This is a genomic window from Roseateles violae, from assembly GCF_030410485.1.
In the GTDB taxonomy this organism is placed as follows: domain Bacteria; phylum Pseudomonadota; class Gammaproteobacteria; order Burkholderiales; family Burkholderiaceae_C; genus Roseateles_D; species Roseateles_D violae.
The window spans coordinates 247394-272590 of the sequence record NZ_JAUHHC010000006.1; the positions used below are offsets into that span (position 1 = coordinate 247394).

The following is a 25197-nucleotide window of genomic DNA, read 5'->3' on the forward strand; positions in this document are numbered from 1 at the left end:
ACGCGAGGGTCGGCGGCTCGGCACGACCGATCAGAAGCTGTGGCGGATGCCGAACTCATAGCCGGTGGAGTTCTTGCCGGTATTCGAGCTCAGCAGCGCGGGCTTGCTGTCCACCACATAGCTCGCCCCGTGCCTGTTGTCGATATAGGCCACGGTGCTGTACAGCGAGGTGCGCTTGGACAGGTCGTAGACATAGCCCACAGCCAACTGGCCAGAGTCGTTGTCTTCGGTGTTGAGGCCGGCGGCCGTGCGGCCCGAAGCGTCCACGTAGGTATAGGACAGGCGCGCCGAACCCGGGCCGACCGGCACCGAGGCGCCGAGGTTGGCGATGCTGAGCTTGGTGTCGGCGTACTTGGCCTGACTGACATAGCCGCTGAGCTTGGCCACGCGCAGGTCGTACGAGGCGGCGAGGCTGCCGAGCTTGTACTTGTCGTCCTTGCTGCCGGCAAGCGGGCTGACCGTGGTCTCGCCATAGGAGGCCGATACGTCGAGCGCTCCGCGGGCAAATCCGAGGCGCCCGCCGTAGTACTTCTTGCCGGCCGCGCCTTCCCCTGCAGCGGCCGAGACCTGACCGTAGAAGCCAGCGCTATCGGCCGGCAGCAGGTAGCTGACCAGGTTGTCGGCACGCTCGAGCGTGTCGACATCGGTGCCCAGCTTGCTGACGAACTTGCTGGCATCGCCGACGCCGCTGGCGCCAAAGACGTCGTAGCTGGCATAGCCGCTGTAGGTGGGTGTGGCGTCTCGTCCCAGCCGCACTTCGCCGAAGCCGCCATGCAGGCTCACGGTCGAGCGGCGGTTCCAGAAGCGCGAGCTGTCCGACGAGCTGCCCGTGTCGGCGTTCAGGCCGCCCTCCAGCCAGAAGCTGGCCTTCAGTCCGCCGCTCAGTTGCTCGGTGCCCCGGATGCCCAGGCGACTCTTCTCCGCACCACCGGAGGCCAGCGAAGTCTGGCTCTCGTCGCCGTTCTTGGTATGGCGCGCGGCCACGTCGACCACGCCGAACAGGGTGATCTGGGTCTGCGCCTGCGCCAATGCGGACACACCGGCGAGCAGGGCCAGCGCAGCAATCTTCTTCATAGGTTTCCTCTTGTTGTTTCGGATGTCGAATGCGCCGCATGCCATGTGGATACAGGCTGCGACGACGGAGTCAGCTTAGAAAGCCCGAACCCGCAGCGGAAGGCGCATGAGCACAAGGCCCTCCCTTGTGCTCGCACGCCCCCCCGTGATCGGTGCGACCCTTGGTCCGCCAGGCCCGCGCGGCCGGCGATGGTTCCGATTTCCGCAATGCCCCGTTCACCGTTTGGGCAAGGGAAAACCCTTGAGCAAGCCTTAAGGTGGCGACCGGCTTGAACAGCAGGTTTTCGAGGACATGCAAAGACAGAACATCAGATTGCTCGCGCTGGCACGCAGCGGCGACGCCCAGGCGCGTTGCGAGGTCGGCCGCCGTTTTCTCGCAGGCAGCGACGGCTTCACCCGGCACCTGGCCAGCGGCCTTGAGTACCTCGCCCATCCGGCGGTGGCCGCGTCGGCGGCGGCGGACCGGATCGTGGCCGAGCACATGAGGCTGGACGAGATCGTGCAAGCGCGCATGCTGCTTGCGCTGGAGCGTGCGGCCGACGCCGGCTGCAGCATCGCGCAGGCCAAGCTGGCTGCCTGGTGGCTGGCCCGCCACCCGGCCGCGGTGACGGGGACCACGCTGCTGCAGGCGGCCGCCCGCCAGGGCTGCATTGCCGCACAGGCGGCCCTCGATCCCGGCCTGGCCGGCGCGCTGAAGCCGCGGCTGCAGACGCTCGCGCAGCATGGATTGCTCGATGCCCATGCCGTGGCCCATGCGGCCGCGCAGCAGGCGCTCGCGGCCCGCGAACTGCAGGCTGCGGCCGGGGCGCTCGCGGCTGCGATCGCACTTGCCGGCCATGGGTCTGAGGAACTGCCGGCGCTGCTGGTGCGCATGGTCGAGGCCGCGGAAAGCGCGGGCGAGGTGCTTGCAGCGCTGCCGGCCGGCGTCATCGAGCCGCTGCTGGAAGCCCGCGCCTGCGCCGGCGACCGTGTCGCGGCCCACGCACTGGGCCGCGCGCTGTGCGGCATCGATCTCGGCCGCCTGCCGGCCTGGGCCATCGCCGAGGGTCGGAACCTGCGCAAGGGCGCTGCCTTGCTGCTGCGTGCCGCGGATGCCGGCTGCGAGGCGGCATGGCTGCAGCTGTACCGGCTCCATGCCGACCACCACCACTCGGTGGCCAATCCGCAGATGGCGCGCTTCTTTCTGGAGAAGGCGGCGGCCTGCGGCGTGGCCGAGGCGCAGCGGCGCCTGGGCGCGCTGCTGCTGCGCGGCGCTTCCACGCTGCCGGAGTCGGAGCAGGCGTTGGGCTGGCTGCATAGCGCCGCTGCACAAGGCGACGAGCATGCGCGCCTGCTGCTGCGCTCGCTGGTGTTGCCGCTGGAGGGCGATGAGGACGCGGCCGAGGCGGCGATTGCCGCGGTGGCGAATCACGATCAATGGCTGGCCGCGCGTCTGCGCATCGCGCGTGAGTTCGGCCTCACCAAACTCGAGGCCCTGTGCTTCGATCCCTCATCGGGCCGGCGGCCCTGGGGCCTGGTGGTCGGGAAGAACCCCTTCATCGCGAAGATCCGCTTGTCGGCGCCGCGCGCGATACCGGCACTCCGGCCGCAGGCGCTGCAGCATCTGCGGGCGGTGGCCGAGCGCTTCTCGCGTGCGGGTGCCGAGGCGGCCCGCCAGGAAGGCGACCTGCGCCGCCGTTCGCTGAACCAGCGGCGCCTGTTCGCCGCGCTGGGACTGGAGGAAGCGATGTTCTTCGCGGTCGCCTCGTCGGGGGCACTCGACTCGTTCCGCCTCGGCGGCAAATGGGCCTTCCGCGCGCGGCAGCCGCTGCGCATGGCCTTGGCAGATTGATGTGGGCCGCAGCCCGCGCACGCCTTGCCCGCCGATCGTCCGATGTGGCGCGGGGACTGCAAGGGCGTGCGCGATATCGCTCAATTGGAGCCCGGTGCACACATCCTTCAGCGGCCATGCGACAGGATCGGTCCATGCTGAATCTTCCCGTGCAAGAGCCGACTTCCGCCCGCCGAACCGAGCGGTCGAATGGGCCGCGGCCGGCGGTGTATAGCGAGCCGTCCAGCGAAGCGCGCACGAGCGGGCTGGCCCTGCTCACCGTCGCGACGGCGGCGCTGCTGGCCTTTGCTCAGTCCTTGCCGCTGTCCGAGCTGCGACCACCGCTGCTGGCCAGCCTGCATGTGCTGGTCAAGATGGTTGGCGCGGCCATCGCGCTGGCGATCTCGCTGCTGACCTGGAACACCCGCAGGGCCCAGCCGCTCAACTTCGTGATCGCAGGCTTCGGCTTCTTCGCAGTGGCGGTGCTTGCGGCGATGCAGCTGGTGATGGCGCCTGGCATGCCCGGCTTGGCGGCCGCACATGATGCCAACGCGGCAACGGTGATGCTGCTGAGCACCGATGGCGCGGCCATCGCTGCCTTGCTGGCGGCCGCGCTGGGACCTGCCCACCCGGGCTCGCCGCGCGCGCTTCGCGCCGGCATCGCCGTCACGGGGATCTGGATCGCGGCCAGCATCGCCCTGGCCCGGGCTGCGCTGCAGTGGGGCCCCGGGACGGAGCAGGCCGCGGCCTACGCGGAGCTGGCGCTCGCAGCGACCGCCCTGGTGGCCGCGGGCCTGCTGTTCCTTCGCCATCTGCGCGGCGCGGCCGCCTTCGCCTTGCTGGCCATGGCGGCGCTGCTGCTTGCCATCGGCGTGGCCGGTGGCTCCGGCATGCCGCCGCTGCAGCACGCGGGCGGGATCTTCAGCGATGGCTACAAGGTGCTCGCCGGCCTGCTTGTGTACCTGGCGCTGTTTCGCAAAGGCGTGCTGCTGCCATGGCACCAGCTGGTCGAATCGGGTCGCGCGGTGGAGGTGGACCGCCGACGCTACAAACAGCTTTTCGAGAGTGCGCCGGATGGGCTCCTGCTGGTCGATGGGAGCGGGCGCATTCTGCACGCCAACCCGGCGGCGGCGGCCATGTTCGGCTGGGCGAGCGGCGAACTGACGGGACAGCGGGTCGAGGTGCTGCTGCCTGCAGCGCTGCGGCACGAACACGAGCGGGCACGGACGCGCTTTGATGTCAGTCCGCAGGCCCGCCAGATGGGGCGCGGCGGATCGCTCACGGCGGCGCGGCGCGATGGCGGCAGCTTTCCCGTCGAGATCGCGCTGGTGCCGCAGGAGTTCGGTGACGGGCACAGCACGCTGTGCATCGTGCGCGACGTGACCGAGCGCCGCCAGCTTGAAGAAACATTGATGCGGCAGGCCCTGCATGATGCGCTGACCGAGCTGCCGAACCGGCGCCACTTTCGCGACAGCGTCACCAAGGCGTTGGCCCACGCCGAGCGTCACGGCGGCACGCTGGCCCTGGTGTTCATTGATCTCGACAACTTCAAGCAGGTCAACGACAGCTTCGGCCATAGCGAAGGCGATGCCCTGCTGTGCCAGGTCGCGCGCCGGCTCGCCCAGACTCTGCGTGGCGGCGATCTGCTGGCCCGCATGGGGGGCGACGAGTTCGCCGTGCTGCTGGTCGGCGCCCAGCAGGCTGACGCCGCGGCCGTGGCAGGCAAGGTCCTGCGTGTGCTGGAGCCCGACTTCGCGCATGGCGGGCAGGCCTTCAAGGTCGGAGCCAGCATCGGCATCACGATGTACCCGACCGACGGACGAAGCGTCGAGGAGCTGCTGAGCAATGCCGACCTGGCGATGTACCGGGCCAAGCATCGGGGGCGCAACACCTGGTGCTTTTTCGAGCAGCGGATGACGGAACGCCTGCGCGAGCGCTCGTCGCTGCAGCGCGAGCTCGCGCATGCGACCAAGAGGGGCCAGTTCGAGCTCGCCTTCCAGCCCCGTGTGCACGCCAGCGACGGGGCGCTGAGCGGCTACGAGGCCCTGTTGCGCTGGCGGCATCCGCTGCACGGCAACGTGCCTCCGGATGTCTTCATCAGTCTGGCAGAGGAGAGCGGACTGATCGTCTCCATCGGCGAGTGGGTGCTGCGCGAGGCCTGCGCGCAGGCCGCCCGCTGGCGCGCGGCCGGCGCTGCGGACCTGACGATGGCCGTCAACGTGTCGCCCCACCAGCTGCGCCACGCCGGCTTCGCCGCCTGCGTGCAACAGGTGCTGCTCGAGACCGGCTGGCCGGCGCGGCAGCTCGAGCTCGAGATCACGGAAACCGCGCTGATGGAAGATCCACGCGAGGTGGCCGTACTGCTGCATCGCATCAACGCTTTAGGCGTGCGCTTCGCGATCGACGATTTCGGTACCGGCTATTCCTCGCTGGCCTACCTGAAGACCTTTCCGCTGCATCGGCTGAAGGTGGACCGCAGCTTTGTACAGGGCCTGCAGGTCGAGGGCAGCGATCGCGTGATCGCCGCATCGATCATCGCGCTGGCGCACGCCCTAGGCCTGGAGGTCACGGCCGAAGGCGTCGAAACCGCAGATCAGCGCGACTTCCTGCGTGAGCAGCGGTGCGACGAATTGCAGGGCTATCTGTTCAGTGCGCCGATCTCGGCCGCGCAATGCGAGGCCTGGCTGACACAGAAAGGCATCCCTTGTCGACAGTCTCTGACACCACATTGCCTCCAAGCCACCTATGTCTGCGAATAGCTGCGGCGATTGCGCAATCGGCCCGCGCTGCGTGCTCGGACGACTTGAAGAGGCGGAGCGCGCCCTGGTGGCACCCCATCTACGCGAGCGCATCTTCCATCGCGGCGACGCCCTGCTCGAGGAGGGCAAGGACACGGCCTTCGTGCGCGTCATCAAGCTGGGCACCGCCTTTGTTCATCGCCGCGGGCTGGACGGTCGTTCGCGTCCGATCGGCGTCATGGGCCGCGGCCAGGCATTCGGGTTCCTCGGTATGTTCGGCAGCCCGAATCAGGTCTCCTGCTTCGCCCACACGACGGTTCGCGTCTGCGAGCTTCCCGTCCTCGCCATGCGGGAAATGAGCGCGAGCGTCCCGCAGTTCATGGTCCATATGACCCGGGCGGTGGTGGAGAACTTTGCCTCGGTGGCCGCCTGGGCAGAAGCCCTGCGGCTGCCGGGCATGGCCAACCAGCTGGCCTATGTCCTGGTGTTGCTGGGCGACGCGGACAAGTCAGCGGTGGTGGCGCTGCCGAGCCACGCGGCCCTGGCGGAGCTGTTGGGAACCCGGCGCGAATCGATCGCGCGAGCCCTGCGCACGCTGGAGAGCGAAGGGGGCATCAAGCGCCTCGACCGCAGGCGCTGCGAGTTGGTCCGCAGCGCGCTGCTGGCACGCCTTTCTCCGCATGAAGTTCCATGAGGGCCACCGGCGAGGTCCGGGGCGGTTCAAACCGCGGCAGGGCGACGCGCCCTGCCAAGGAAAGCAAATAGCAGGAAAGGAAACCATGCGCACCACGCAAGCCGTCACGCAGAAAGAGTTCGACTATCCCGACGACGCGACCCTGATGTCGGTCACCGACACGCGAAGCCACATCGGCTACGCCAACGCGGCGTTTGTTGCCGTCTCCGGTTTCGAGCAGGACGAGATCCTCGGGCAGCCGCACAACATCGTGCGCCATCCCGACATGCCCAAGCAGGCCTTCGCCGATATGTGGGCCACCTTGAAGGAGGGCGAGGCCTGGTCCGCGCTGGTGAAGAACCTGCGCAAGAACGGCGATCACTACTGGGTCCGCGCCAACGCCACGCCGGTGCGCCGGGACGGCCGGCTGCTGGGCTATATGTCGGTACGGACCAAGCCGACCCGCGCCGAAGTCGCTGCCGCCGATGCGCTTTATCGAGACCTCCGCGAGGGCAGGCTGCGCGGCCGAGCGCTGTACAAGGGCCTGCTCGTTCGCACCGGCATGCTGGGGTGGATGTCGGCGCTCCAGACGATGCCGGTCCGGTGGCGCATCCGCTGCGGTTCGCTGGCCGGCTTCGCCTTTGTGCTCGGCAGCTGCGCCGCGGCGGGGCTGGGCATCGGTGCGCTCGGGATCGTGCTTGCATCGGCGACGCTGGCGGGCTGCGCCGTCAACCTCTGGCTGGAAGCGCAGATCGCCGGGCCACTGGCGACGGTGCTGCGGGTGGCGCAAAGTGCGGCCGCGGGCAATCCGGAGCGCAGCGCCAGCCTCGACCGCGTGGACGAAATCGGCATGCTGCTGCGCGCGGTCAATCAATCCGCGCTGAACCTGCGCTCTCTGCTCGACGATGTGAGCAGCCAGGCCAGCGGCGTTCATGCGGGCATCGCGGATATGGCCTTCGGCAACAACGAGCTGAGCGCGAGGACCGAGCAGACCGCCAGCAGCCTGCAGCAGACCGCGGCCTCGATGGAACAGCTTGGGGCGACAGTCCGGCAGAACGCCGAAAGCGCCCGGCAGGCCAACCAGCTGGCCCTGGAAGCCTCAGGCATCGCCGCCAAGGGCGGCGAGCTGGTCGGCCAGGTTGTCGACACGATGAAGGGTATCCACGACAGCTCCAGCAAGATCGCCGAGATCATCGGCGTGATCGACGGCATCGCGTTCAGGACCAACATCCTCGCGCTGAACGCGGCGGTTGAAGCGGCGCGCGCCGGTGAGCAGGGGCGCGGCTTCGCCGTCGTGGCCGCCGAGGTGCGCAGCCTCGCGGGCCGGGCGGCGGAAGCCGCGAAGGACATCAAGCGGCTGATCGAGGACAGCGTCGTGCGCGTCGAGCAGGGAACGGCCCTGGTCAATCAGGCCGGCGCGACGATGAGCGAGACGCTCAGGTCGATCCGCGGCGTCACGGCGGTCATGGGAGAAATCAGCAGTGCCAGTGCCGAGCAGAGCGCCGGTGTGGCGCAGGTCGGCATGGCGGTGAGCCAGATGGACCAGGCCACGCAGCAGAATGCCGCGCTGGTGGAGCAGAGTGCGGCGGCTTCCGACAGCCTGCGGCAGCAGGCGCGCCATCTACTGGCCGCCGTGGCTGCCTTCCGGCAGGACCCGGCAAGGCAGGCGGGCTGAGCGCCGTCAGGGCGGCCTTCCGACCTACCGGGATGCCGGCGCGCTCGCCGCGACCCGTGCCTTCGGCTTGACGGGGAAGCTCTCGAAGACCGCCGCAACCGCCTTTTCGGCCGCCGTGCCCGCGTCGCGCAGCATCTCGGCGCTGACCCGGCCCTCAGCCGTGCTGTGCCAGACGACGTCGCGGCGGCGCGCATCGATCAGGTCGACCGCCAGACGGCCGAGCCGGTATTCCTCGGTCACCACCGCCTCCTTGCCGGGAGCATCGGCGGCCGCCGGGCGCAGCCGCTGCCGGTCTTCCAGGACCGCGGCGACGTTCACCAGCAGGTCGGGCGCCGACTCGTCCAACACATAGCCGCGGCGCTCCATCTGCAGGCGCGCCGCCGCGATCAGGCGGCGCTCGACCAGCGAGCTGCTGCCGTCAGGCCGGCCCGGCAGGACGGCAAAGCTGCGGTAGGCATGGAAGTCCGCATCCGGGTCTTGGATGCGGGACAGCTCGGGCTTGGACGCACAAGCGGCCAGGCCCAGGGTCAGGGCAGTCAGTCCGAGCAGCAGAGAACGTCGTTTGGAAAACATCTTGGGGTTCCTCCTTGGAATGCCGGCTTGGCCGGCGTGAGCACCGCGTGGCGGTGCGTGTCTTGCTTGCAGTGATGGACAGGTCCCGGCCGCTCAGGCGCAGAACCACCAGAGCAGCGGGCCGCCAAATAGCAGCCACTTCAGCAGGTAATAGCCGAGGCGGCTGCGGGCCTTGATGCGCTTGCCGGCCAGCCGGGCCTGCTGCACATGGGCAAAGGCCTTGTTGAGCCGGCCTGTGCGGTCCGTGTCGGCATTGGGTGCCGCGGCGGCGCGGATCAGCGTGCGGCTGATGAAGCGGTTGAAGGCGCGCGCCAGCGGGTTGTTCAGCGGCCGCTCGATGTCGCAGAACAGGATGATGCGCATGCGGTCCGAGCGGTTCTCGGCGTGGTGCAGATAGGTTTCGTCGAAGATGACGCTCTGGCCGTCGCGCCAGCTGTAGTCCTGGCCATCGACCGAGATGTAGCAGGCATCGCTGTTGGGCGTGAGCAGGCCCAGGTGGTAGCGCAGCGAGCCGGCAAAGGGGTCGCGATGCCGCACCAGACGGGCGCCCGGCGGCAAGGCCGCGAACATCGCCGCCTTCACGCTGGGGATGCGCTGCAGCAGCCCGGTCGTCAGCGGGCACAGCGCCTTGGCCGACGGGTGGACCTGCTCGTACCACTTCAGGTAGAAGCGGGTCCAGCCGGTCTTGAAGAAGCTGTTGAAGCCGGCGTCGTCGAACTTGTCCGAAGCCTTGATCTCGCCGGCGGCCGCCAGCCGGCAGGCCTCGTCGCGGATCTCCCGCCAGTGCTCGTCCAGCAGCTTGAGCTCCGGGAACGGGTCCGCCGGCAGATAGGGCCGGTTGGGCAGGCGCGAGCATAGATACATCAGGCAGTTGATCGGCGCCATGAAGGTCGAGTGATCGGTCAGCTGGCGCCAGAAACCCAGGCGCACCCGGCCGCGTCGATGGACATGGACGGTGCTGGCGACGAAGACCGCGACGATGGCGAGCTTGATGTAGGGAAGGTGCTGAAGCATGGGATGACGGGGCTTGCGGGCCATAGCGCTGCGGCAAAGGACCGCGAACGTTCGGCATGTCTGCAGTGTCCGCATTGCCGGCTTGCGGGTCGTCTTGCATCGGTCTCGGTTCAGCACCGAAATCCGGACGCGCTGTCCCTCATGTCCGCGATGCCAGCAGCCCGGACAGCAGGCTGCGCGCCACGTCCAGCTCCTTGTCGTCGACAGCGGAGAACCAGTCGCGCAGGACGGCCGCCATCGTGCCCTCCGTTCGCTCCAGCGCCGACCGCCCGAGCGCCGTGATCTGCAGTTGCAAGGGGCGGCCATCGACGCCGTCGTGGCGCCCCCGGCACAGTCGCTTGGCCAAGAGGCGATCCAGCAGCCGTGTCGTGGCACCTGGGTCCAGATTCAGGGCCAGCGAGATGGCGGTCGGCGTGAGCGCCTGCCGGCTCAGGATCGCCAGGGCGCGTCGTTGCGCCTGGGTCAAGCCCTGCTCGCGCAGGCGCTCTTCGATATCTCGGCCCATGGCCTGCGCGGCCCGTTGCAGCAGCGCGTCGAGCTCATCAACGATCTCCGACCGCTGCGCGATGGCTGGTTCCAACATGCTCTGTCTACCGTGATCAGTTGCGCACCGGCGTGATGCTGAAGCTGGCAATACCTTGATGGGCGGCAATCTCGTCGGCCAGCAGGGCCGGCGCCATCGCGCTGCTGCGATCGAGCGCGACCACGCTGAAGCGCCAGACCGGGCGGCCCTCGGCAAGGCCGATGCTCAGGCTGTCGCGCAGCAGCCGGTAGCCGCGCGCGGCCGCGATGCCGGCCACGGTGTCGTAGGACGGTGGATGGGGCGGCCGGAAGCTCAGCGTGACATCCAGCGTGGTGCGGCCCGGCAGCATCGCCTCCACCCGCTGCAGCAGCGACATCGACAACATGCACAGCAGGGCCAGCAGCAGCGCCGCCGCATAGAAGCCCACGCCCAGCAGCACGCCGATCGCCGCCGAGGTCCAGATCGAAGCGGCCGTGGTCAGCCCGCTGATGTTCAGGCCGTCCTTGGTGATCACGCCGGCGCACAGAAAGCCGATGCCGGTGACGATGCCCTGCACCACCCGCGTCGGATCGGCCAGCAGATGCGGGGCCGTGCCGCCAAACCAAAGCGGCGCATGGCCGATGAAGACGGTCAGCGCCGTCGATGCCATGCAGACCAGGCCGTAGATGCGCATGCCGGCGGCCCGGCCGTTGAACGAGCGCTCGTAGCCCACCAGCGCCCCGAGCAGCAGGGCCCCGAGCAGGTTCAGGCCGATGAAGGCGTTGGCGGCCAGGAAGCTGCCGCTCCAGTAGTGTTGCAGTTGACCAAGCATCGGATCAGCGGCCGGGTTGAAGCCGCCTCAGCGGGTCGGGTCCGCCGCGGCGGCGGTCAACGACTGCGGATCGGCGCCCAGGCTGCGCCGCAAGCGCTGGAAGGCCGGCGACTCGCGCAGCACCTCGCGGCCGGCCCGCTGCAACTGCTCGACCTGGATGGGCAGGATCGTCAGCGCGGTCGGCACCTGCATCAGGTTGCGGCGCATCTCGGGGTCCTTCAGCTGGCGCAGGCCGACATTGATCACATGGATCTCGGCGTCGGCCGCGAAGGGGCTGCCGGGACGTCCCCGCTCGAACCGCAGCGCCTCGTTCATGCGCTGGGCCACGTCGTCGATCATCATCGTCGTTTCCTTGCTCAGGCGCGAGCCCGCGCCGAAGACCAGCGCATCCAGCACCTGCAGATGGCCGGGCACGCGATCGCTGCCGTCGATCCGCTCGGCGGTGTCGCGCTCGGAGTTGACGCTGATCAGCACGATCTGGTGAACTGACCCCGGCTGCAGGCCCTTGAAGCTGGCCTCGAAAGTGCCGCCCGCGAGCGTGCGCTCCAGCAGGCCGCGGACGCCGAGGTTGTCCACAACGCCGCCATCGACGAGATGGATATAGGGCCGCTCCTGCGAATTCCGGTAACTGTCGGCGACGAGGTCGAGCAGGCGTGCCGATAGATTGCGCCCGGCTGGATCGGCCGCGGCGGAGGGCGCTGCTTCGGCGCAACGGTCGGCGTAGTTGCGCAGCGTCATCGGGCTCAGCAGCAGCGGCACCGAAGACGATGCCGCCACCGCGAAGGACAGGGGCACGCTGTCCAGCTCCGAGCAGATCAGGCCGAACTGCTCCGGCGTGAATTCGAAGGGGCCGCCGGTGGTGAGGTCGGTGGCGGTGACCAGCAACTGGGGCCGCGCGCGTTGGGCGCGCAATTCACCGAAGGTCATGCCGCGGAACACCGGGTCCAGGCGCCGGTTGAAGGCATTGCTGCGACCCCACCAGGGCGAGCCGAGCCGGTACAGCGTCGGTGGCGACAGCGCGTCCAGGATCAGGCCGGTCTGGAAGTCGGCCTGCAGAAAGTCCTCGTGAAAGCGCGAGAACACCTCGTCGCCGAAGGCCGCGTAATAAGTCGCCAGCACGCTGCCGCCGGAGACGCCGCTGATCAGCCCGACCTCGTCGAGCAGACTGGTCTTGCGGCCCTCCCATTCGAAGCGGGTCGCCTTCAGTTCCTCCAGCACGCCCAGGCCGAAGGCCGCGGCACGCGCGCCGCCGCCGGACAAGGTGATCGCCGCAACGATAGACGGCGAGGCTGCAGTCGCCGCCGGCGAGATGGGCAGTGCCGCAGCGGCGGCCGCCGCCGTGATTGGCTTGTTGATCCAGGGGCGCGCCGTCGAGCAGGCGGTCAGCACGATGGCGGTGGCGAGGGGCAGCCACCGGTGCAGCAGGCTTCTCTTCATGATGTCAAGGCTTGGCCAGCCAACTGTTCAGTTCGCGCAGCTGCTGTTCGCCGAGTTCACCGGCCGCCGCCGCCAGGCGCACCCGCCCCAGCAGATAGTCCAGCCGCGCCTGCACCAGTTCGAACTCGGCCGCGAAGGCGCGCTGCTGCACGTCCAGCACATCGAGCTCGGTGCGGGTGCCGACATCGCGGCCCAGCGTCGTCGCCTCCAGCGCGGTGCGCGCCGAGAGCAGCGACTGCTCGGCGGCCGCAATCCGCGGCACCCCCGTGCGCACGCTCAGATAGGCGTCCTGCACCTGCAGGCGCACATCGCGCTTGGCGGCGGCCAGCTCCTGCTCGGCCTCGCGCCGGCGCGACTGCGCTTCGCGCTCGCGCGAGTCCAGCGCACCGCCGGCGTACAGGGGCAGGTTGAACTGCAGTCCGGCGTAGGCATTGCGGTCGTTGCTGGCGGCCACCAGCGGCGACAGGCCGCCGTTCTGGCCCCGGGCCGCATAGCTGGCGACCAGGCTCAGGCTCGGGCGCCCGGACATCTTGTGCTTCTCGATCTCCGCGATGGCGATCTCCAGCTGCGAGCGCCGGACCCGCACCGCCGTGCTCTGGTCCTCGCCCTTCAGCTGCCAGGCCAGCAGGTTGTCGGGCTCGGGCGGGGTCGGCGCCTGGCCAGGCGCGAGGGCGGCCACGCCATCGGCCGCGGCGCCGGTGGTCTCCTCGAACTGCGCGCGCCGCAGCTCCAGCAGGCTGCGCGCATTGATCTCCTTGCTGAGAATCTGATCGTAGCGGGCGCGGGCCTCCTGCAGATCGGTGGCCTTGCCGCGGCCGACATCGAAGCGCGCCTGCGCGCGCTCACGCTGCATCGCGATGGCCGCTTTCTCGGCCAGCGTGACGCGCAGGTTCTCCTGCGCCTGCAGCACGCCGAAATAGGCTTCGGCCACGCGCTGGGCCAGCGTCTGCTGGGCCTGGTCGAACTCGGTCTCGGCGAGCCGGGCCTGCTGCTGCAGCTGCCGCTTCTCGGCCCGGGCCGTGGCGTCGTAGATCGGCTGCGACAACTGGATGACGGCCTGTCTCACCGTGCCCGAGCTGTGCTCCGGCAACACGGCCGACAGGGCCGGCGGCACAGCGCCGGAACTGTGGTTGTCGAGCCGGCCGTAGCCGGCCTGCAGGCCGACGCGCGGCTTGAGGAGCGAGTCGCCCTGCACCGCCTTTTCGCGGCCGGCCGCCAGCGCCTCATTGGCGGCCAGCTTGGCGGGGTCGTGGCGCAGGGCCTGCTCGTAGGCACCGACGAGGTCGAGGGCCTGGGCGGCGCAGGTCTGCAGGACCAGCGTGGTGAGCACCGCCCAGCGGGCGGTCTTGTAAATCCGTTTCATGGTTGCCAGTGCTTTCGTCGCCTAGGCGGCGTCGGGGATGGAAGGCCGCTTGGCCCGGTAGAAGGTGGCGTAAAGGGCCGGCAGGAAGATCAGGGTCAGCAGCGTGGCAATGGCAAGCCCGCCCATGATGGCCCAGGCCATCGGGCCCCAGAACACCGAGCGCGTCAGCGGCACCATCGCCAGGATGGCGGCCAGCGCGGTCAGCACGATGGGGCGCAGGCGCCGCACGGCCGATTCGACGATGGCGGTCCACATCGGCGCCCCCGCGGCCAGGTCCTGGTCGATCTGCACGACCAGGATCACCGAGTTGCGGATGATCATGCCGGCCAGCGCGATCACCCCCAGCATGGCGACGAAGCCGAACGGGATCCGGAAGGCCGCCAGGATGGCGCTGACGCCGATCAGCCCCAGCGGCGCGGTCAGCAGCACCAGCAGCATCTTCTTCATGTCCTGCAGCTGGATCATCAGCAGCACGAGCACCGCGATGAGGGTCGCCGGCATCACCGCGTTGATCGACTTCTGTGCCTTCAGGCTCGACTCGAGAGCCCCGCCGACGTCCACGCCATAGCCCAGCGGCAATTCCTTGGCCAGCGCCTCGATCTTGGGCATCAGCGCCATGGTCACATCGGGCGCCTCCGCGCCGGTGATGTCGGCGCGCACGGTCAGCGTGGGTATGCGGTTGCGACGCCACAGCTGGCTGTCCTCGCTGTCCAGGGTCAGTCGTGCCAGCTGCGACACCGGCACGAACTTGCCCTCGCGCAGGTAGATCTTGGCGTCCTTCAGGTTGTCCAGGTTGCTGCGCTCGGTCTGCACCAGGCGCGCGACCACGTCGACGGTTTGGTCACCCTCGCGATACTGGGTAATGGGCGAGCCGGAGATCGACGCTTCCAGGGCGGCCTTGATCTGGTGCGAACTGACGCCCAGCGCCCGGGCCTTGTCCTGGTCGACATCGATGCGCACGCGCTTGATGCGCTCGCCCCAGTCCTGGTTGACCTGGCGCACATGGGGGTTGCTGCGCATGAGGGTCCCGACGCGGGCGCCGATCTCGGCGACCTGGTCGAGGTCCTTGCCGTAGACGCGGAACTGCACCGGATAGCCGACCGGCGGACCGTTCTCCAGCCGGTTGACGCGGCCGCGCACATTCGGCAGGTCGTGATCGAACAGGCCCTGGATCTTGGCCAGCACGCGTTCGCGCGCCTCGCCGCCCTTGGTCATGACCATGATCTCGCCCAGGTTCAGATTGGGCGTCTGCGCGTCCAGCGGCAGATAGAAGCGCGGGCTGCCGTTGCCGACGTAGCTGGTCACGGCCTCCACATCCTTGTCGTCCTTGAGGGCGGCCTCCAGGCGCTGCACCTCGCGCTCGCTGGCCTCGAAGGTGGAGGCCTGCGGCATCCACAGATTGACCATCAGCTCGGGCCGGTCGGACGCCGGGAAGAACTGCTGTGGCACCAGCTTGAACAGCGCGATCGAGCCGACGAAGGCGGCCAGCGTGATGGCGATGACCCAGCCGCGACGCTGTAGGCAGAAGTCGACGAAGCGGCGGAAGCGGAGGTAGAAGCCCTTCTGGTAGACCGCGTCCTCGTCGTGGTGCGCATCCTTGTGCTCCTTCAACAGCTTGAAGCCGAGGTAGGGCGTGAAGATGACGGCGACCAGCCAGGACAGCACCAGCGAGATGCCGACCACCTGGAACAGCGAATAGACATACTCGCCAGTTCCCGACTTGGCAAAGCCGACCGGCAGGAAGCCGGCCGCCGTGATCAGCGTACCCGTCAGCATCGGAAAGGCGGTGGCGGTGTAGGCGAAGGTCGCGGCGCGGAACTTGTCCCAGCCCTGCTCGAGCTTGAGCTGCATCATCTCGACCGCGATGATTGCGTCGTCCACCAGCAGGCCCAGTGCGATGATCAGCGCCCCCAGCGAGATGCGCTGCAGATCGATGCCCAGCAGATACATCGAGAGAAAGGTCAGCGCCAGCACCAGCGGGATCGACAGCGCGACCACCAGGCCGGCGCGCATGCCCAGCGATAGAAAGCTGACCGCCAGCACGATGACAACGGCCTCGGCCAGGCTCTTCTTGAACTCGTGCACCGATTCCTCGACCACGCGCGGCTGATCGCTGACCGCATGGATCTGCACGCCCACCGGCAGGCTGGCCTGCACGCGCTTGACCGTGGCGTTGAGCTGCTCACCCAGGTGGATGACGTCGCCGCCCTTGCGCATGCTGACGGCCAAGCCCACGGACTCGGCGCCGTTGAAGCGCATCTTGATCTGGGCCGGGTCGATGAAGCCACGCCGGACGTTGGCGATGTCACCGAGCCGGAACGTGCGCTGGCCGGCGCGGATGCCGATGTTGCGGATGCCATCGACCGAGTCGAATTCGCCGCTGACCGTCAGCCGCACCTGCTCGCCCGCGGTCTGCACGGTGCCGGCGGGCGCGACCGCGTTGGTCTGGGCCAGCGTCGCGGCGATCAGCGCGGGGTCGATGCCCAGCGAGGCGAGCTTGGCGTTGGAGATCTCCACATAGATCTTCTCGTCCTGCTTGCCGACCAGGTCGACCTTGTTGACGTCGCCCACGCGCAGGAATTCATTGCGGGCCGCGTCGGCGAACTCGCGCAGCTCCGCGTTGCTGAAGCCGTCGCCGGTGAGCGCGTAGAGATTGCCGAAGGTGTCGCCGAACTCGTCGTTGAAGAAGGGGCCCTGCACCTCGCGCGGCAGCGTGTGGCGCATGTCGCCGATCTTCTTGCGCACCTGGTACCAGACATCGGGCACCTCCCTGGGCGAGACCGCATCGCGCAGGTTCACCTTGATCAGCGTTTCGCCTGGGCGCACATAGGTGGCCGTGTAGTCGATCTCGGCGATTTCCTGCAGCTTCTTCTCGAGCTTGTCGGTGACCTGCTCGGCCATCTGCTGCGAGGAGCTGCCGGGCCAGAAGGCCTGCACGACCATGGTCTTGATCGTGAACTCCGGGTCTTCCTTCTGACCCAGGCTGCCATAGGCCAGCAGGCCGGCCACGGTCAGCAGCATCAGCAGGAAGGCGATCATCTGCTGATGCTTGAGCGCCCATTCGGAGAGATTGATGCCCTTCATGTCGCGGCCCCCGCACTGCCCGCCGCGCTGCGCGGCGCGGCGGTATCCGCCGTGGTGGCGGGCGGCAGCTTCACGCGCTGGCCGGCCTGCAGCATGTGCACGCCGGCGCTGACCACGGTCTCACCGTCCGCCAGGCCGCCGAGCACCTGGACCCGGTCGTCCTGGGCGGTGCCCAGCGTGACCCTGCGCAGCGCGACGCGCGAGGTCTTGGGGTCGACGACCCAGACCTGGCGCAGCCCGGGCTTGTCGACGATGGCCGTCAGCGGCAGACGGATCACGCTGCGCCCCTCGGCATCCGGCACCTGGACCGAGGCCGTCATGCCCAGGCGCAGCACGGACGGATCTGGATTGCGGATCGCGATGCGTGCCGAGTAGGTGCGGGTGAGGTTGTCGCTGGCGGGCGCCAGCTCGCGCAGCGCGCCGTCCCAGCTGCGGCCCGGATGCGCCCACACCGACACGCGCACGGAGCGTGCCTGCCGCAGCTCGTCGACCCTCGATTCCGGAATGCTGATCGCCACCTCGCGCTCGCCCTCGGCGGCGACCGTCACGACCGGCTGGCCGGCCGCGACGACCTGGCCGGCTTCCGCCATGATGGCGGTCACGACCCCGTCACGGTCGGCGCTCAGCACGGTATAGCCCTGCTGGTTGGCCGTCGCATCGCGCCGGGCGGCAGCCGCGCGCAGCTGCGCCTCGGCCTGCTCCAGCGCCAGGCGGTGCTGGTCGAGTTCGGCACGCGAGGCGAACTGGCGGCTCAGCAGCGCTTCGGTGCGCTGCAGATCGACACGGGCCTGGGCGGCCCGGCTCTTCGCGGCGTCGACATCGGCGCCGGCGGCGCTCAATTGCAGCGCCTCCTGCTCGGGGCTCAGTCGCATCAGCGGCTGGCCGCGCCTGACGACGCTGCCCACGTCGACCAGGCGCACCGCGACCTTGCCGGGTGTGCGAAAGCCCAGCTGGCTTTCATGGCGGGCGACGATCTCGCCCGAGTAGCCGACGCCGACCGAGCCTTCGCTGCGCCCGGCGACGACGGTGCGCACCGGGCGCACCTCCTCGAACGCTTTGGGTTCATGGCGTTGGCAGGCGCCCAGCAGCAGGGCGGCCGCCAAGGGGGCAAGAGCCCGGGGGATCTTCATTGATGTTCTCCTGGATGACTTGAGGAAGTGGTGTCGTTCGGGGTCTGGCGCCTGCAGGGCGGCTGAGACCGTGGTCCGCTGCGGCTCAGCGCCGCGCAGTCCGCCCCCGACGGCAGGGCCAGATGGGGGACCGGATGGCTGTAGATCTCGCCGAACCAGGACAGCACAAAGGAGGCGGCAACGGCGCAGACGGCCGTGACGAAGGTCTTCATGGCGCTCCCGGGTCTTGCGCATCCGGGCCGGGCCGGCGCCCTGCCGCGTGGCCGGCGAGCCAGGCCAGCAGGTCTGCGCCGCTGGCGAAGTCCGCGCTGTCGCCACTGGAGACATGCTGGATGCGGCCGGCCAGTCGCTGAGCTCCATGGAGCGCGTCCTGGTGCAGCCGCAACACGTAGTGGCCGGCCGCGGGATAGGTCGGATGCGGGTTCAGTGTCATGCCCGGCAGTGTCGAAGCGGGCCGCCGGCAAGTCGTCTCGGATCGGTCTCGGATCCGTACCTTGCTGCCACGCCGGCTAGACTTGAGGGCAATGGAAAACCAGCAGCAGGTCCATGCCAGCTTCGGCGAATTCGTGGTCGACGAGGCCGAGGCGCGGCTGCAAAAACGGGGCCATCCGGTCGAATTGGCGCCCCGGGCCTTTCAGGTGCTTTGCGAGCTGCTGCGGCGCGCCGGCCAGCTGGTTTCCAAGGACGCGCTGCTCGACGCGGTCTGGGGGCATCGGCATATCAACGAGGCCGCCCTCAAGAACATCGTCAGCCAACTGCGCCATGCGCTGGGTGACGACGCGCGCGAGTCGGTTTATATCGAGACCGTGTCGCGCCGGGGCTATCGCTTCATTGCACCGGTCAGCGCCGCGCCGGCGTCGGCGTCGCCGCTGCCACCACCGGACTTGGCAAGCGACACCACGGGACACCCGATCGTGGGGCGCGACGGCGTGCTGCTGCGCCTGCACCAGGCCGCCGCTGCGGCTTGCAGCGGCCGGCGGCAGATCGTCTTCCTGGTTGGCGAGGCCGGCATCGGCAAGAGCACCCTGGTCGAACGGCTGGTCCAGCGCGCCGAGCTGGCCGTGGCCTACGGCCATTGCATCGAGCATTACGGCGAGGCCGAGCCCTATATGCCGGTGCTGGAGGCGCTCAACAACCTCTGCCGGGAGGATGAGGGGGGCGGCAGTGCGCTTGCCTTGATGCGCAGCGTCGCGCCAAGCTGGCTGCTGCAACTGCCCTGGTTCGTCAGCGACGCCGACCGCCGCGAACTGCAGCGCGAGAGCGCCGGTGCCACGCAGGACCGGATGCTGCGCGAGTTCGGCGAGCTGGTCGACCGGCTGAGCGCCGCGCGGCCGCTGCTGCTGGTGCTCGAGGACCTGCACTGGAGCGACCACGCGACGGTCCAACTGCTCGACTATCTGGCGCGCCGGCGCGGCGCCGGCGCGCTGATGGTGCTGGGCACCATCCGGCCAACCGAGCTGATCTTCAAGGACCACCCGCTGGCCGCGCTGCGCCAGGAACTGCGCCTGCGCCGCTTGTGCCAGGACATCGAGCTCGAGTACCTGTCCGAAGCGGAGCTCGGCGATTACGTCGCGGCACGCGTCGGCCAGCCGGCGCCGGAGGAGTTCATCCGCCAGCTGCATGCCCAGACCTCGGGGCTGCCACTGTTCGTCGCCGCGGTCGTGGACGAGTTGATCGCCGCTGGGGCCCTCGGAGGAGCCGGCCGGTGGCAGATCGCCGATGCGCAGCAGGCGGTGCCGCGCAGCATCGCCGCCGTCATCGAAACCCAGCTCAACCGCCTGGCGCCCGAGCAGCAGCGCGCGCTGGGAGCCGCCAGCGTCGGCGGTCTTGAGTTCACGCATCTGGCGCTCGCCACCCTGCTCGGCCTTGACGCCGAGGCGCTGCATGCACGGCTGGAGGATGCCGCCACCCGCCTGCCCTGGTTGCAGGCACATGGCACGGCCTCATTGGACGATGGCCGCCTGGCGGCGCGTTACCGCTTCACCCACGCGATCTACCGCGAGGTCCTCTACGAGCGCCTGGTGGCGCTGCAGCGCCTGCAATGGCATCGCCAATGGGCGGCGGTGGTCGCCGACACGCATGCCGCCACGCTGCCCGAGGTGGCCGCCGAACTGGCCCTGCATTTCGAGCGCGGCGATATGCCGCTGGAAGCGGCCGCGCAGCTGGCCATCGTCGCCGCGCGCGCCTTGGCCTGTGGTGCGCCCAGCGACGCGCTGCAGGCGGCGCGCCACGCGCTGGCGCTGGCGCAGGGCCGCCTGGCCCCGAGCTTGGAGCTCGAGCTGCGGGTCGCCGAGGCGGTGGCGCTGACCCGGCTCGAGGTCATCACGGCCCCGCAGGTGGTGTCCGCCTTCGAGCGGGCGCTCGCGCTCGACGCAGTGGACAGCCCGGCCTGGCAGCGCGCGCTGCAGGGGGCCTGGTGGGTCGCCTACTCGCGCGCCGAGATCGAGCGCGCGCGTGCGCTGGCTGCGCAGATGCAGGAGCTGGCCGCGCGGCGTGGCGGTCCGGCCCTGCGCCTGGCCGGCCTGAACGCGAGCGGCATGGTCCAGATGCTGAGCGGCGAGTTCGCGGCCGCCCGGCTCAGCCTAGGTGAGGCGGTGGACGTCCATGACAGGCTGTCCGACGACGAGCCGCCGCCGACCAGCTTCGTGCTGGACCCGGGGGTCGAGGCGGCGGAAGGCCTGGCCCTGGTCTGCTGGATCGCCGGTGAGCCGCGGCGCGCACGCCAACTGGCCGAGCGGGCGGTGACCCTGGCGGCGGCCAGCCGCAATCCGCTCAGCGAGGTGACGGCGCTCTACGCCGCGGCCATCCTGCATGCGCTGGCCGGCGAATTCGATGTCGTGCACCGCTTCACCGAGCGCATCTACGGCCTCGTCGACGATCACGCGCTGCCGGAGAAGCGCAGCGGCTTTGGCTGGCTGCATGGCCATGCGCTGGTGGCCTACGAGCATGCGGACGAGGGCCTGGCCGAGATGCGCGCTGCCGCCGAGGCCGCGCAGCAGCTGGGCCTGCGCACCGGTCTGTGCGGCTTCCACTACCACTTTGCGATGGCCTGCCGCCTGGCCGGCCGGGAGGCCGATGCCGCCGCGTCCATCGAGGCCGGGCTGGCGCTGGCGGCCGAACTGGGCGAGACGATGCTGGTCGCGCCGATGCTGCTGATGCGCGCCGAGATGGAGCTGGCGCGCGGAGCAACGGAGCAAGCCGGTGCCTCCTTGCGGCAGGCGCTCATCACGGCAAAAGCGCAGGGCGCCACGCTGTTCGAGCTGCAGGCGCTGGCGGTCGCGCAAGCCGGTGGGTTCGATGGGGCAGATGCACAGCGACAGAGGCAGTTGCTGGAGCTTTACCGGGACGATCCCAGTCCCATCATTGCCGCGATCCGTGCGGGTTCCACACGCGCAAGCGCGTGACTAGGGCTTGCAGCCGCATTGAGTCGGGGCAGAATGCCCCGTCGATTTGGCCGATTCATCGGCCGCGGCCTAGAGATGTCGAGATTGCTGGGATCCTTAAAACTGAGACTTGCGCTGGCCAGCGCGCTTCTGATCGCCGCAAGCGTCGCAGGCACCGTGCTGATCGCTGTCCACGAGGTGGAGCGGCGCACCGAGGAAGCGATCACCGATACCAATCTGGGTGTCGCCCAGTTGGCCGCCGTCCTGTCGGCCAGCGTGACGGAGCGTCAGCGCGCCCTGGCCGCGGCCGCCGGACAGTGGCCGCGCGGGCAGCACGCGAGCCGCACGGCGATCGAGACTTTTCTTGCGCAGCAGTCGGCCCTGGCTGCACTGTTCAATCGCCTGACGGTTGGCCGCCAAGCCGAGCTCGCGCCGCCCGGACGCTCCCTGGGCAACCATGTGTCGCCGCCGCTGCGCGGCCTGACCGGCGTTGACAAGCTCGATCTGGCCATCGTCATGCCGCTGGCGTCCGATGAAGCGGGCCTGTTGCTGGCCGGAGTGCTGCGCCTGGACACGATCAATTTCCTCTCCAAGCTGCCGCATGCGGCGCTGCTCGACGACGCCCACCTTCAGACCATCGTCGCGGACCAGCGGGGCTACGTGCTCGCGCATGCGGATGAGACCCGCCTGCTGTCCCTGATCGAGGAGGATCCGGATCTGCGCCCGCTTGCGCTCCGGTGGCGTGCAATGGGAAGCCCGCTCGAAGCTGCACCCTGGGCCGGTCGATTCGGCAAGCAGTTTGCGGCCATGGCCGCCGTGCCGGGCACGGATTGGATGGTCTTCCGCGTCGCGGATGGCGAGGCGGTGTTCGGCGCTGCCCGTCGCGCGATGAACCGGACCATCATGCTCGCCGCCGGCGTCGCTGCTGCAGGCGCACTGGCCATCTTCGGCCTGACGGCCTGGCTGCTGAGGCCGATGGGTGTGCTCAGGCGGCGCGCCTTGCTTGCCCTTGAGCCCGCTTATCCGCCTCAACTGGGCTGGCCGGAAGCGGGCGGCGAGGTCGGTGAACTCTCTCGTGTGCTGAAGCATGTCGGCGAACAGCTGGCGGGCAGCCGGGCGGCGATGCAGCAGACGCTGCAGCAGATGGAGGCCATGCTGGCACATGCGCCCGTGGGCATTGCCTTCACGAGCGAGGGCCGCATCGAACTCGCCAGCAAGCAGTTGGAACATCTGCTGGGCTACGGCCCTGGCGAACTGGACCGCCCCTGGGCCACTTTGTTGACCGAAGAAGCACCTCGGGAAGAATTGCACGAAAGGGGCGAGACAGCCTTCCGCGAGGGCCGCAGCTTCGAAGCGGAGGTTCCGCTGCTCCGCCGGGATGGCTCGAGCCTGTGGGCACATGTGCACGGCGCAGCGGTCCAGGGCAATCCAAGTCGAAGAATATGGATCGTCTCCGATGCGACCGCCTCCCGCCGGCAGCGCGAGGCCTTGACATGGAGTGCCACCCGCGACCCGCTGACGGAACTGGTCAACCGCCGTGAATTCGAGACCCGACTGGCCGAAGTGGTCGGCGACCGCCGCCGTCGCGACGCCGACTGCGCATTGTTCATCGACCTGGATCACTTCAAGCAGGTCAACGATGGCGCCGGTCATGCCGCTGGCGACGCGATTCTCAAATCTGTCGCCAAGGCCTTGCAAGCCCATGTGCGGACCGGAGATACGGTCGCACGCCTGGGCGGCGACGAGTTTGCCGTGCTGCTGGTGGGCTGCCCGGTGGATCATGCGCTGCAGATCGCCGAAAGGATGCGCGGCCAGATCGAGCGCGATGGCGTCTGTGCCAGCCAGCCGGCACTGCGCGTCACGGCCAGCATCGGGGTCGTCGCGATTGCGGCGCAGCACCGCTCGCTGGCGGAAGTCTTGGATGCGGCCGATCAAGCGTGTTATGCCGCCAAGCACGCGGGGCGCAATGCGGTGCGCGTGGCGGCGGGCTAGCGTTGCGCCAGCGAGGTGCGGCAGAACGGCGTCGACCCATGCTGCAGCGCTCGGAAGCTCGCCGAAGCCGTCGCGGGTGTCTAGTCGTGTCGATGTCGAACCTTGCATTCAAGCGGCCCTGCGCCCACCTATGCGCCGTGTCCGCAAAACCGAGCTTTGACCGACCGCTTGTCGATGGCAATATCGGCGAGGTGATGGACCGCAGCGGGTCGGATGCGCCGGCTGGAATCGGCCATCAGCGGGTCTTCACAACGGCAGCTTGGCGCCAGCCCACTGAGCATAGGCTTGAGGCGACTGGCAAGGCCCGGCATCGCTTGCCGTGGCCACTGCGCGCTGAGGCGCGAACGAGGCGCGCCGTATGCGCCATCCCAGCACGAGCAGGCCGGCGCTCATGAGGATGAAGGAATGCGGCTCCGGAACCAGCGGCAGGTTTCCGACCCCCGGGCTGAAGGCGAACGAGTACTCGGGCCCGACCCCGGGACCGAAAGCGAACACGGGGTCGACGAGAGCATAGGCCGAGCCACCGGGGCCACCGCCGGCCGCAATGAAGACGTCGACGAACATGCTCACCTTGATCCGACTGTTGGGGGTTATGGCGAGGTGGGCGGTCTCGTGATACTCATCGTTGTAGTGGGATTGCAAGGTCGGGGTCTCGATGCCGCCGGAAAGGAGCCGCCCGCCAAGCGAGCTATCCAGCGCCCAGGTCGACTTCAACGAGAAGGCCCCCCGGATGTCCGCGTCCGCGACGACCCTACCGGCTACGGTCATATCGACCCGCACCGGAGGGCTAGCCTCGGGACCGACGACCATGAACTCGTAGTCGGCTGTTGCCACGACGCGCCCGGTATAGGGCTCGTGGGCGATCACGGCCGAAGCCTCCAGGTACGGGCTCGGAAGAATCGCGGAGTCGAGACGCAGCTTGCTGTGGCCTTCCGGCGAGATGAGCACCCATTCGCCGATCGTCGCTTCGAGTTTGGGCGGGAAGTTGAAGGCCAGTTCGCCGTAGATGTGCGCCGGCCCGAGTGTGTCCGGAAGATCCGCCGCCGCCTGTTGGCTGGTGCCGGAGAGCAGGATGGCCGCGACAGCAGCACCCAGCCGCACCGGCCAGCGGCGCACGGCGGCATAGGGCTGGTTCAGTGGACGCATGTTTCGCATCTGCCCCTCCTCGCCTCGAGCGGTGATTCGGTGAGGTTAGGCCGATTCAGTGGGTGCGGCAAGAACCGAGCGCAGGGGACCTCAGCCGCGGTCGAAAACGATCGCGCGCTGGAAGCCGTCGACGTTGTCGTCGCCGTCGAACAGGATGTCGTCGATGTGTTGACGACCTCCGTTGAGCGGGCGCGGCCCTTTCGGCCATCACCAGTAGTAGGCGAACGGCAGCTTCCGGGCAGCTCAACCCATCATGCTGCGCCGCCGGTGACTCAGAAGATCGCCATCCAAAGTTTGGCACCGGCAAGCGGATGCCTGTAGGCTGGTGCCGACGTGCTCAACAGGCGCTGCAACGCCGTCCACCGCGTGGAACAGGTCAGCTGGCCTTCGATGGCAAAAAGGCGCGCGTCATGGACGACAGGTCGAAGCGTTCGCGGATCGCCAGGCGCAGCAGTACCGGCCGTAGAAAGAGCCGGAGCTTGGCATGCCGTAATCCTTCGTCCGGGCCCGCCCGACCCGGCCGGGAACTACTATTTGAATGTGACCGGCATCGCCAACGGTACGACGGGCGGCATCTACAACGGCGCAATCAGCGCGCAAGTTCCGGTCGTGCCTGAACCGACGAGCTACGCGCTGATGATCGCCGGGCTTGTTGTGATCGGCTTCCTGCTGCGGCGCCGCCGCAGCTGAAGCCGTTCCAACGGAGGTTCTGTCGAGGGGCTGCGAGCGCCGGAAGTCAAGGGCAAGTAGTGCTACCGACGCCTGGAGCGG

19 protein-coding genes are annotated in these 25197 nt (G+C 69.0%); 7 read left to right on the top strand and 12 right to left on the bottom strand.

The genetic code is table 11. The features are described from left to right. Positions 1-30 precede the first annotated feature (30 nt). Positions 31-1074 (bottom strand): porin, encoded by a 1044-nt coding sequence (locus QWJ38_RS21720; protein ID WP_290361228.1) that lies wholly within the window; start codon positions 1072-1074, stop codon positions 31-33. Between the two features lie 292 nt (positions 1075-1366). Between QWJ38_RS21720 and QWJ38_RS21725 the strand changes: the two genes are divergently transcribed. The 4 genes from QWJ38_RS21725 (at position 1367) to QWJ38_RS21740 (ending at position 7970) form a co-directional block, all read left to right on the top strand. Next, on the top strand, positions 1367-2905 hold the full coding sequence (locus QWJ38_RS21725) for an SEL1-like repeat protein (RefSeq protein ID WP_290361229.1): 1539 nt from the start codon (positions 1367-1369) through the stop codon (positions 2903-2905). Between the two features lie 134 nt (positions 2906-3039). Beyond that, positions 3040-5643 (top strand): bifunctional diguanylate cyclase/phosphodiesterase, encoded by a 2604-nt coding sequence (locus QWJ38_RS21730; RefSeq protein ID WP_290361230.1) that lies wholly within the window; start codon positions 3040-3042, stop codon positions 5641-5643. Beyond that, positions 5630-6316: a Crp/Fnr family transcriptional regulator gene (locus QWJ38_RS21735; RefSeq protein ID WP_290361231.1), complete on the top strand. Its 687-nt coding sequence runs from the start codon at positions 5630-5632 to the stop codon at positions 6314-6316. The genes QWJ38_RS21730 and QWJ38_RS21735 overlap by 14 nt, the downstream gene beginning before the upstream one ends. Positions 6317-6401: 85 nt before the next feature. Beyond that, on the top strand, positions 6402-7970 hold the full coding sequence (locus QWJ38_RS21740) for a methyl-accepting chemotaxis protein (protein WP_290361232.1): 1569 nt from the start codon (positions 6402-6404) through the stop codon (positions 7968-7970). A 24-nt stretch (positions 7971-7994) separates the two neighbouring features. On the opposite strand, the gene QWJ38_RS21745 is transcribed toward QWJ38_RS21740, so the two are convergent. From QWJ38_RS21745 to QWJ38_RS21790, 10 genes are all read right to left on the bottom strand, one after another. Then, a complete protein-coding gene (locus QWJ38_RS21745) occupies positions 7995-8543 on the bottom strand; it encodes a DUF4136 domain-containing protein (RefSeq protein ID WP_290361233.1) in 549 nt (182 codons plus the stop codon). 93 nt (positions 8544-8636) lie between these two features. Further along, complete coding sequence (locus tag QWJ38_RS21750; RefSeq protein WP_290361313.1) at positions 8637-9536, bottom strand: aspartyl/asparaginyl beta-hydroxylase domain-containing protein; 900 nt, start codon at positions 9534-9536, stop codon at positions 8637-8639. Positions 9537-9696: 160 nt separating this feature from the next. After that, entirely contained in the window at positions 9697-10140 is a 444-nt protein-coding gene (locus QWJ38_RS21755; protein WP_290361234.1) for a MarR family winged helix-turn-helix transcriptional regulator, read from the bottom strand. Positions 10141-10156: 16 nt separating this feature from the next. Further along, a complete protein-coding gene (locus tag QWJ38_RS21760) occupies positions 10157-10891 on the bottom strand; it encodes an MgtC/SapB family protein (RefSeq protein WP_290361235.1) in 735 nt (244 codons plus the stop codon). Between the two features lie 27 nt (positions 10892-10918). Continuing rightward, complete coding sequence (locus tag QWJ38_RS21765) at positions 10919-12328, bottom strand: patatin-like phospholipase family protein (protein ID WP_290361236.1); 1410 nt, start codon at positions 12326-12328, stop codon at positions 10919-10921. 4 nt (positions 12329-12332) lie between these two features. Beyond that, on the bottom strand, positions 12333-13691 hold the full coding sequence (locus tag QWJ38_RS21770; RefSeq protein ID WP_290361237.1) for a TolC family outer membrane protein: 1359 nt from the start codon (positions 13689-13691) through the stop codon (positions 12333-12335). A 21-nt stretch (positions 13692-13712) separates the two neighbouring features. Beyond that, a complete protein-coding gene (locus QWJ38_RS21775; RefSeq protein WP_290361238.1) occupies positions 13713-16775 on the bottom strand; it encodes an efflux RND transporter permease subunit in 3063 nt (1020 codons plus the stop codon). Beyond that, positions 16772-17905, bottom strand: coding sequence for an efflux RND transporter periplasmic adaptor subunit (locus QWJ38_RS21780; protein ID WP_290361239.1), 1134 nt, complete (start codon positions 17903-17905; stop codon positions 16772-16774). The genes QWJ38_RS21775 and QWJ38_RS21780 overlap by 4 nt, the downstream gene beginning before the upstream one ends. Then, positions 17902-18117 (bottom strand): hypothetical protein, encoded by a 216-nt coding sequence (locus tag QWJ38_RS21785; protein WP_290361240.1) that lies wholly within the window; start codon positions 18115-18117, stop codon positions 17902-17904. The genes QWJ38_RS21780 and QWJ38_RS21785 overlap by 4 nt, the downstream gene beginning before the upstream one ends. Next, positions 18114-18338: a hypothetical protein gene (locus tag QWJ38_RS21790; protein WP_290361241.1), complete on the bottom strand. Its 225-nt coding sequence runs from the start codon at positions 18336-18338 to the stop codon at positions 18114-18116. The genes QWJ38_RS21785 and QWJ38_RS21790 overlap by 4 nt, the downstream gene beginning before the upstream one ends. Before the next feature lie 91 nt (positions 18339-18429). Here QWJ38_RS21790 and QWJ38_RS21795 point away from each other — a divergent pair, with 91 nt between their 5' ends. Beyond that, on the top strand, positions 18430-21309 hold the full coding sequence (locus QWJ38_RS21795; protein ID WP_290361242.1) for an ATP-binding protein: 2880 nt from the start codon (positions 18430-18432) through the stop codon (positions 21307-21309). Positions 21310-21384: 75 nt separating this feature from the next. Next, positions 21385-23280: a sensor domain-containing diguanylate cyclase gene (locus QWJ38_RS21800; protein ID WP_290361243.1), complete on the top strand. Its 1896-nt coding sequence runs from the start codon at positions 21385-21387 to the stop codon at positions 23278-23280. 246 nt (positions 23281-23526) lie between these two features. Here QWJ38_RS21800 and QWJ38_RS21805 read toward each other — a convergent pair whose 3' ends face one another. Continuing rightward, a complete protein-coding gene (locus QWJ38_RS21805; RefSeq protein ID WP_290361244.1) occupies positions 23527-24435 on the bottom strand; it encodes a PEP-CTERM sorting domain-containing protein in 909 nt (302 codons plus the stop codon). A gap of 381 nt (positions 24436-24816) precedes the next feature. Between QWJ38_RS21805 and QWJ38_RS21810 the strand changes: the two genes are divergently transcribed. Beyond that, positions 24817-25116, top strand: a complete 300-nt coding sequence (locus QWJ38_RS21810) for an FxDxF family PEP-CTERM protein (RefSeq protein WP_290361314.1) — start codon at positions 24817-24819, stop codon at positions 25114-25116. Positions 25117-25197 lie beyond the last annotated feature (81 nt).

Coding starts and splice junctions, on each gene's coding strand:
- QWJ38_RS21775 (WP_290361238.1), bottom strand. CDS start 16,775: ATGAAGGGCATCAATCTCTCCGAATGGGCGCTCAAGCATCAGCAGATG.
- QWJ38_RS21770 (WP_290361237.1), bottom strand. CDS start 13,691: ATGAAACGGATTTACAAGACCGCCCGCTGGGCGGTGCTCACCACGCTG.
- QWJ38_RS21765 (WP_290361236.1), bottom strand. CDS start 12,328: ATGAAGAGAAGCCTGCTGCACCGGTGGCTGCCCCTCGCCACCGCCATC.
- QWJ38_RS21730 (WP_290361230.1), top strand. CDS start 3,040: ATGCTGAATCTTCCCGTGCAAGAGCCGACTTCCGCCCGCCGAACCGAG.
- QWJ38_RS21745 (WP_290361233.1), bottom strand. CDS start 8,543: ATGTTTTCCAAACGACGTTCTCTGCTGCTCGGACTGACTGCCCTGACC.
- QWJ38_RS21795 (WP_290361242.1), top strand. CDS start 18,430: ATGGAAAACCAGCAGCAGGTCCATGCCAGCTTCGGCGAATTCGTGGTC.
- QWJ38_RS21785 (WP_290361240.1), bottom strand. CDS start 18,117: ATGAAGACCTTCGTCACGGCCGTCTGCGCCGTTGCCGCCTCCTTTGTG.
- QWJ38_RS21800 (WP_290361243.1), top strand. CDS start 21,385: ATGTCGAGATTGCTGGGATCCTTAAAACTGAGACTTGCGCTGGCCAGC.
- QWJ38_RS21725 (WP_290361229.1), top strand. CDS start 1,367: ATGCAAAGACAGAACATCAGATTGCTCGCGCTGGCACGCAGCGGCGAC.
- QWJ38_RS21760 (WP_290361235.1), bottom strand. CDS start 10,891: ATGCTTGGTCAACTGCAACACTACTGGAGCGGCAGCTTCCTGGCCGCC.
- QWJ38_RS21805 (WP_290361244.1), bottom strand. CDS start 24,435: ATGCGAAACATGCGTCCACTGAACCAGCCCTATGCCGCCGTGCGCCGC.
- QWJ38_RS21810 (WP_290361314.1), top strand. CDS start 24,817: ATGGCAAAAAGGCGCGCGTCATGGACGACAGGTCGAAGCGTTCGCGGA.
- QWJ38_RS21790 (WP_290361241.1), bottom strand. CDS start 18,338: ATGACACTGAACCCGCATCCGACCTATCCCGCGGCCGGCCACTACGTG.
- QWJ38_RS21755 (WP_290361234.1), bottom strand. CDS start 10,140: ATGTTGGAACCAGCCATCGCGCAGCGGTCGGAGATCGTTGATGAGCTC.
- QWJ38_RS21735 (WP_290361231.1), top strand. CDS start 5,630: ATGTCTGCGAATAGCTGCGGCGATTGCGCAATCGGCCCGCGCTGCGTG.
- QWJ38_RS21740 (WP_290361232.1), top strand. CDS start 6,402: ATGCGCACCACGCAAGCCGTCACGCAGAAAGAGTTCGACTATCCCGAC.
- QWJ38_RS21720 (WP_290361228.1), bottom strand. CDS start 1,074: ATGAAGAAGATTGCTGCGCTGGCCCTGCTCGCCGGTGTGTCCGCATTG.
- QWJ38_RS21780 (WP_290361239.1), bottom strand. CDS start 17,905: ATGAAGATCCCCCGGGCTCTTGCCCCCTTGGCGGCCGCCCTGCTGCTG.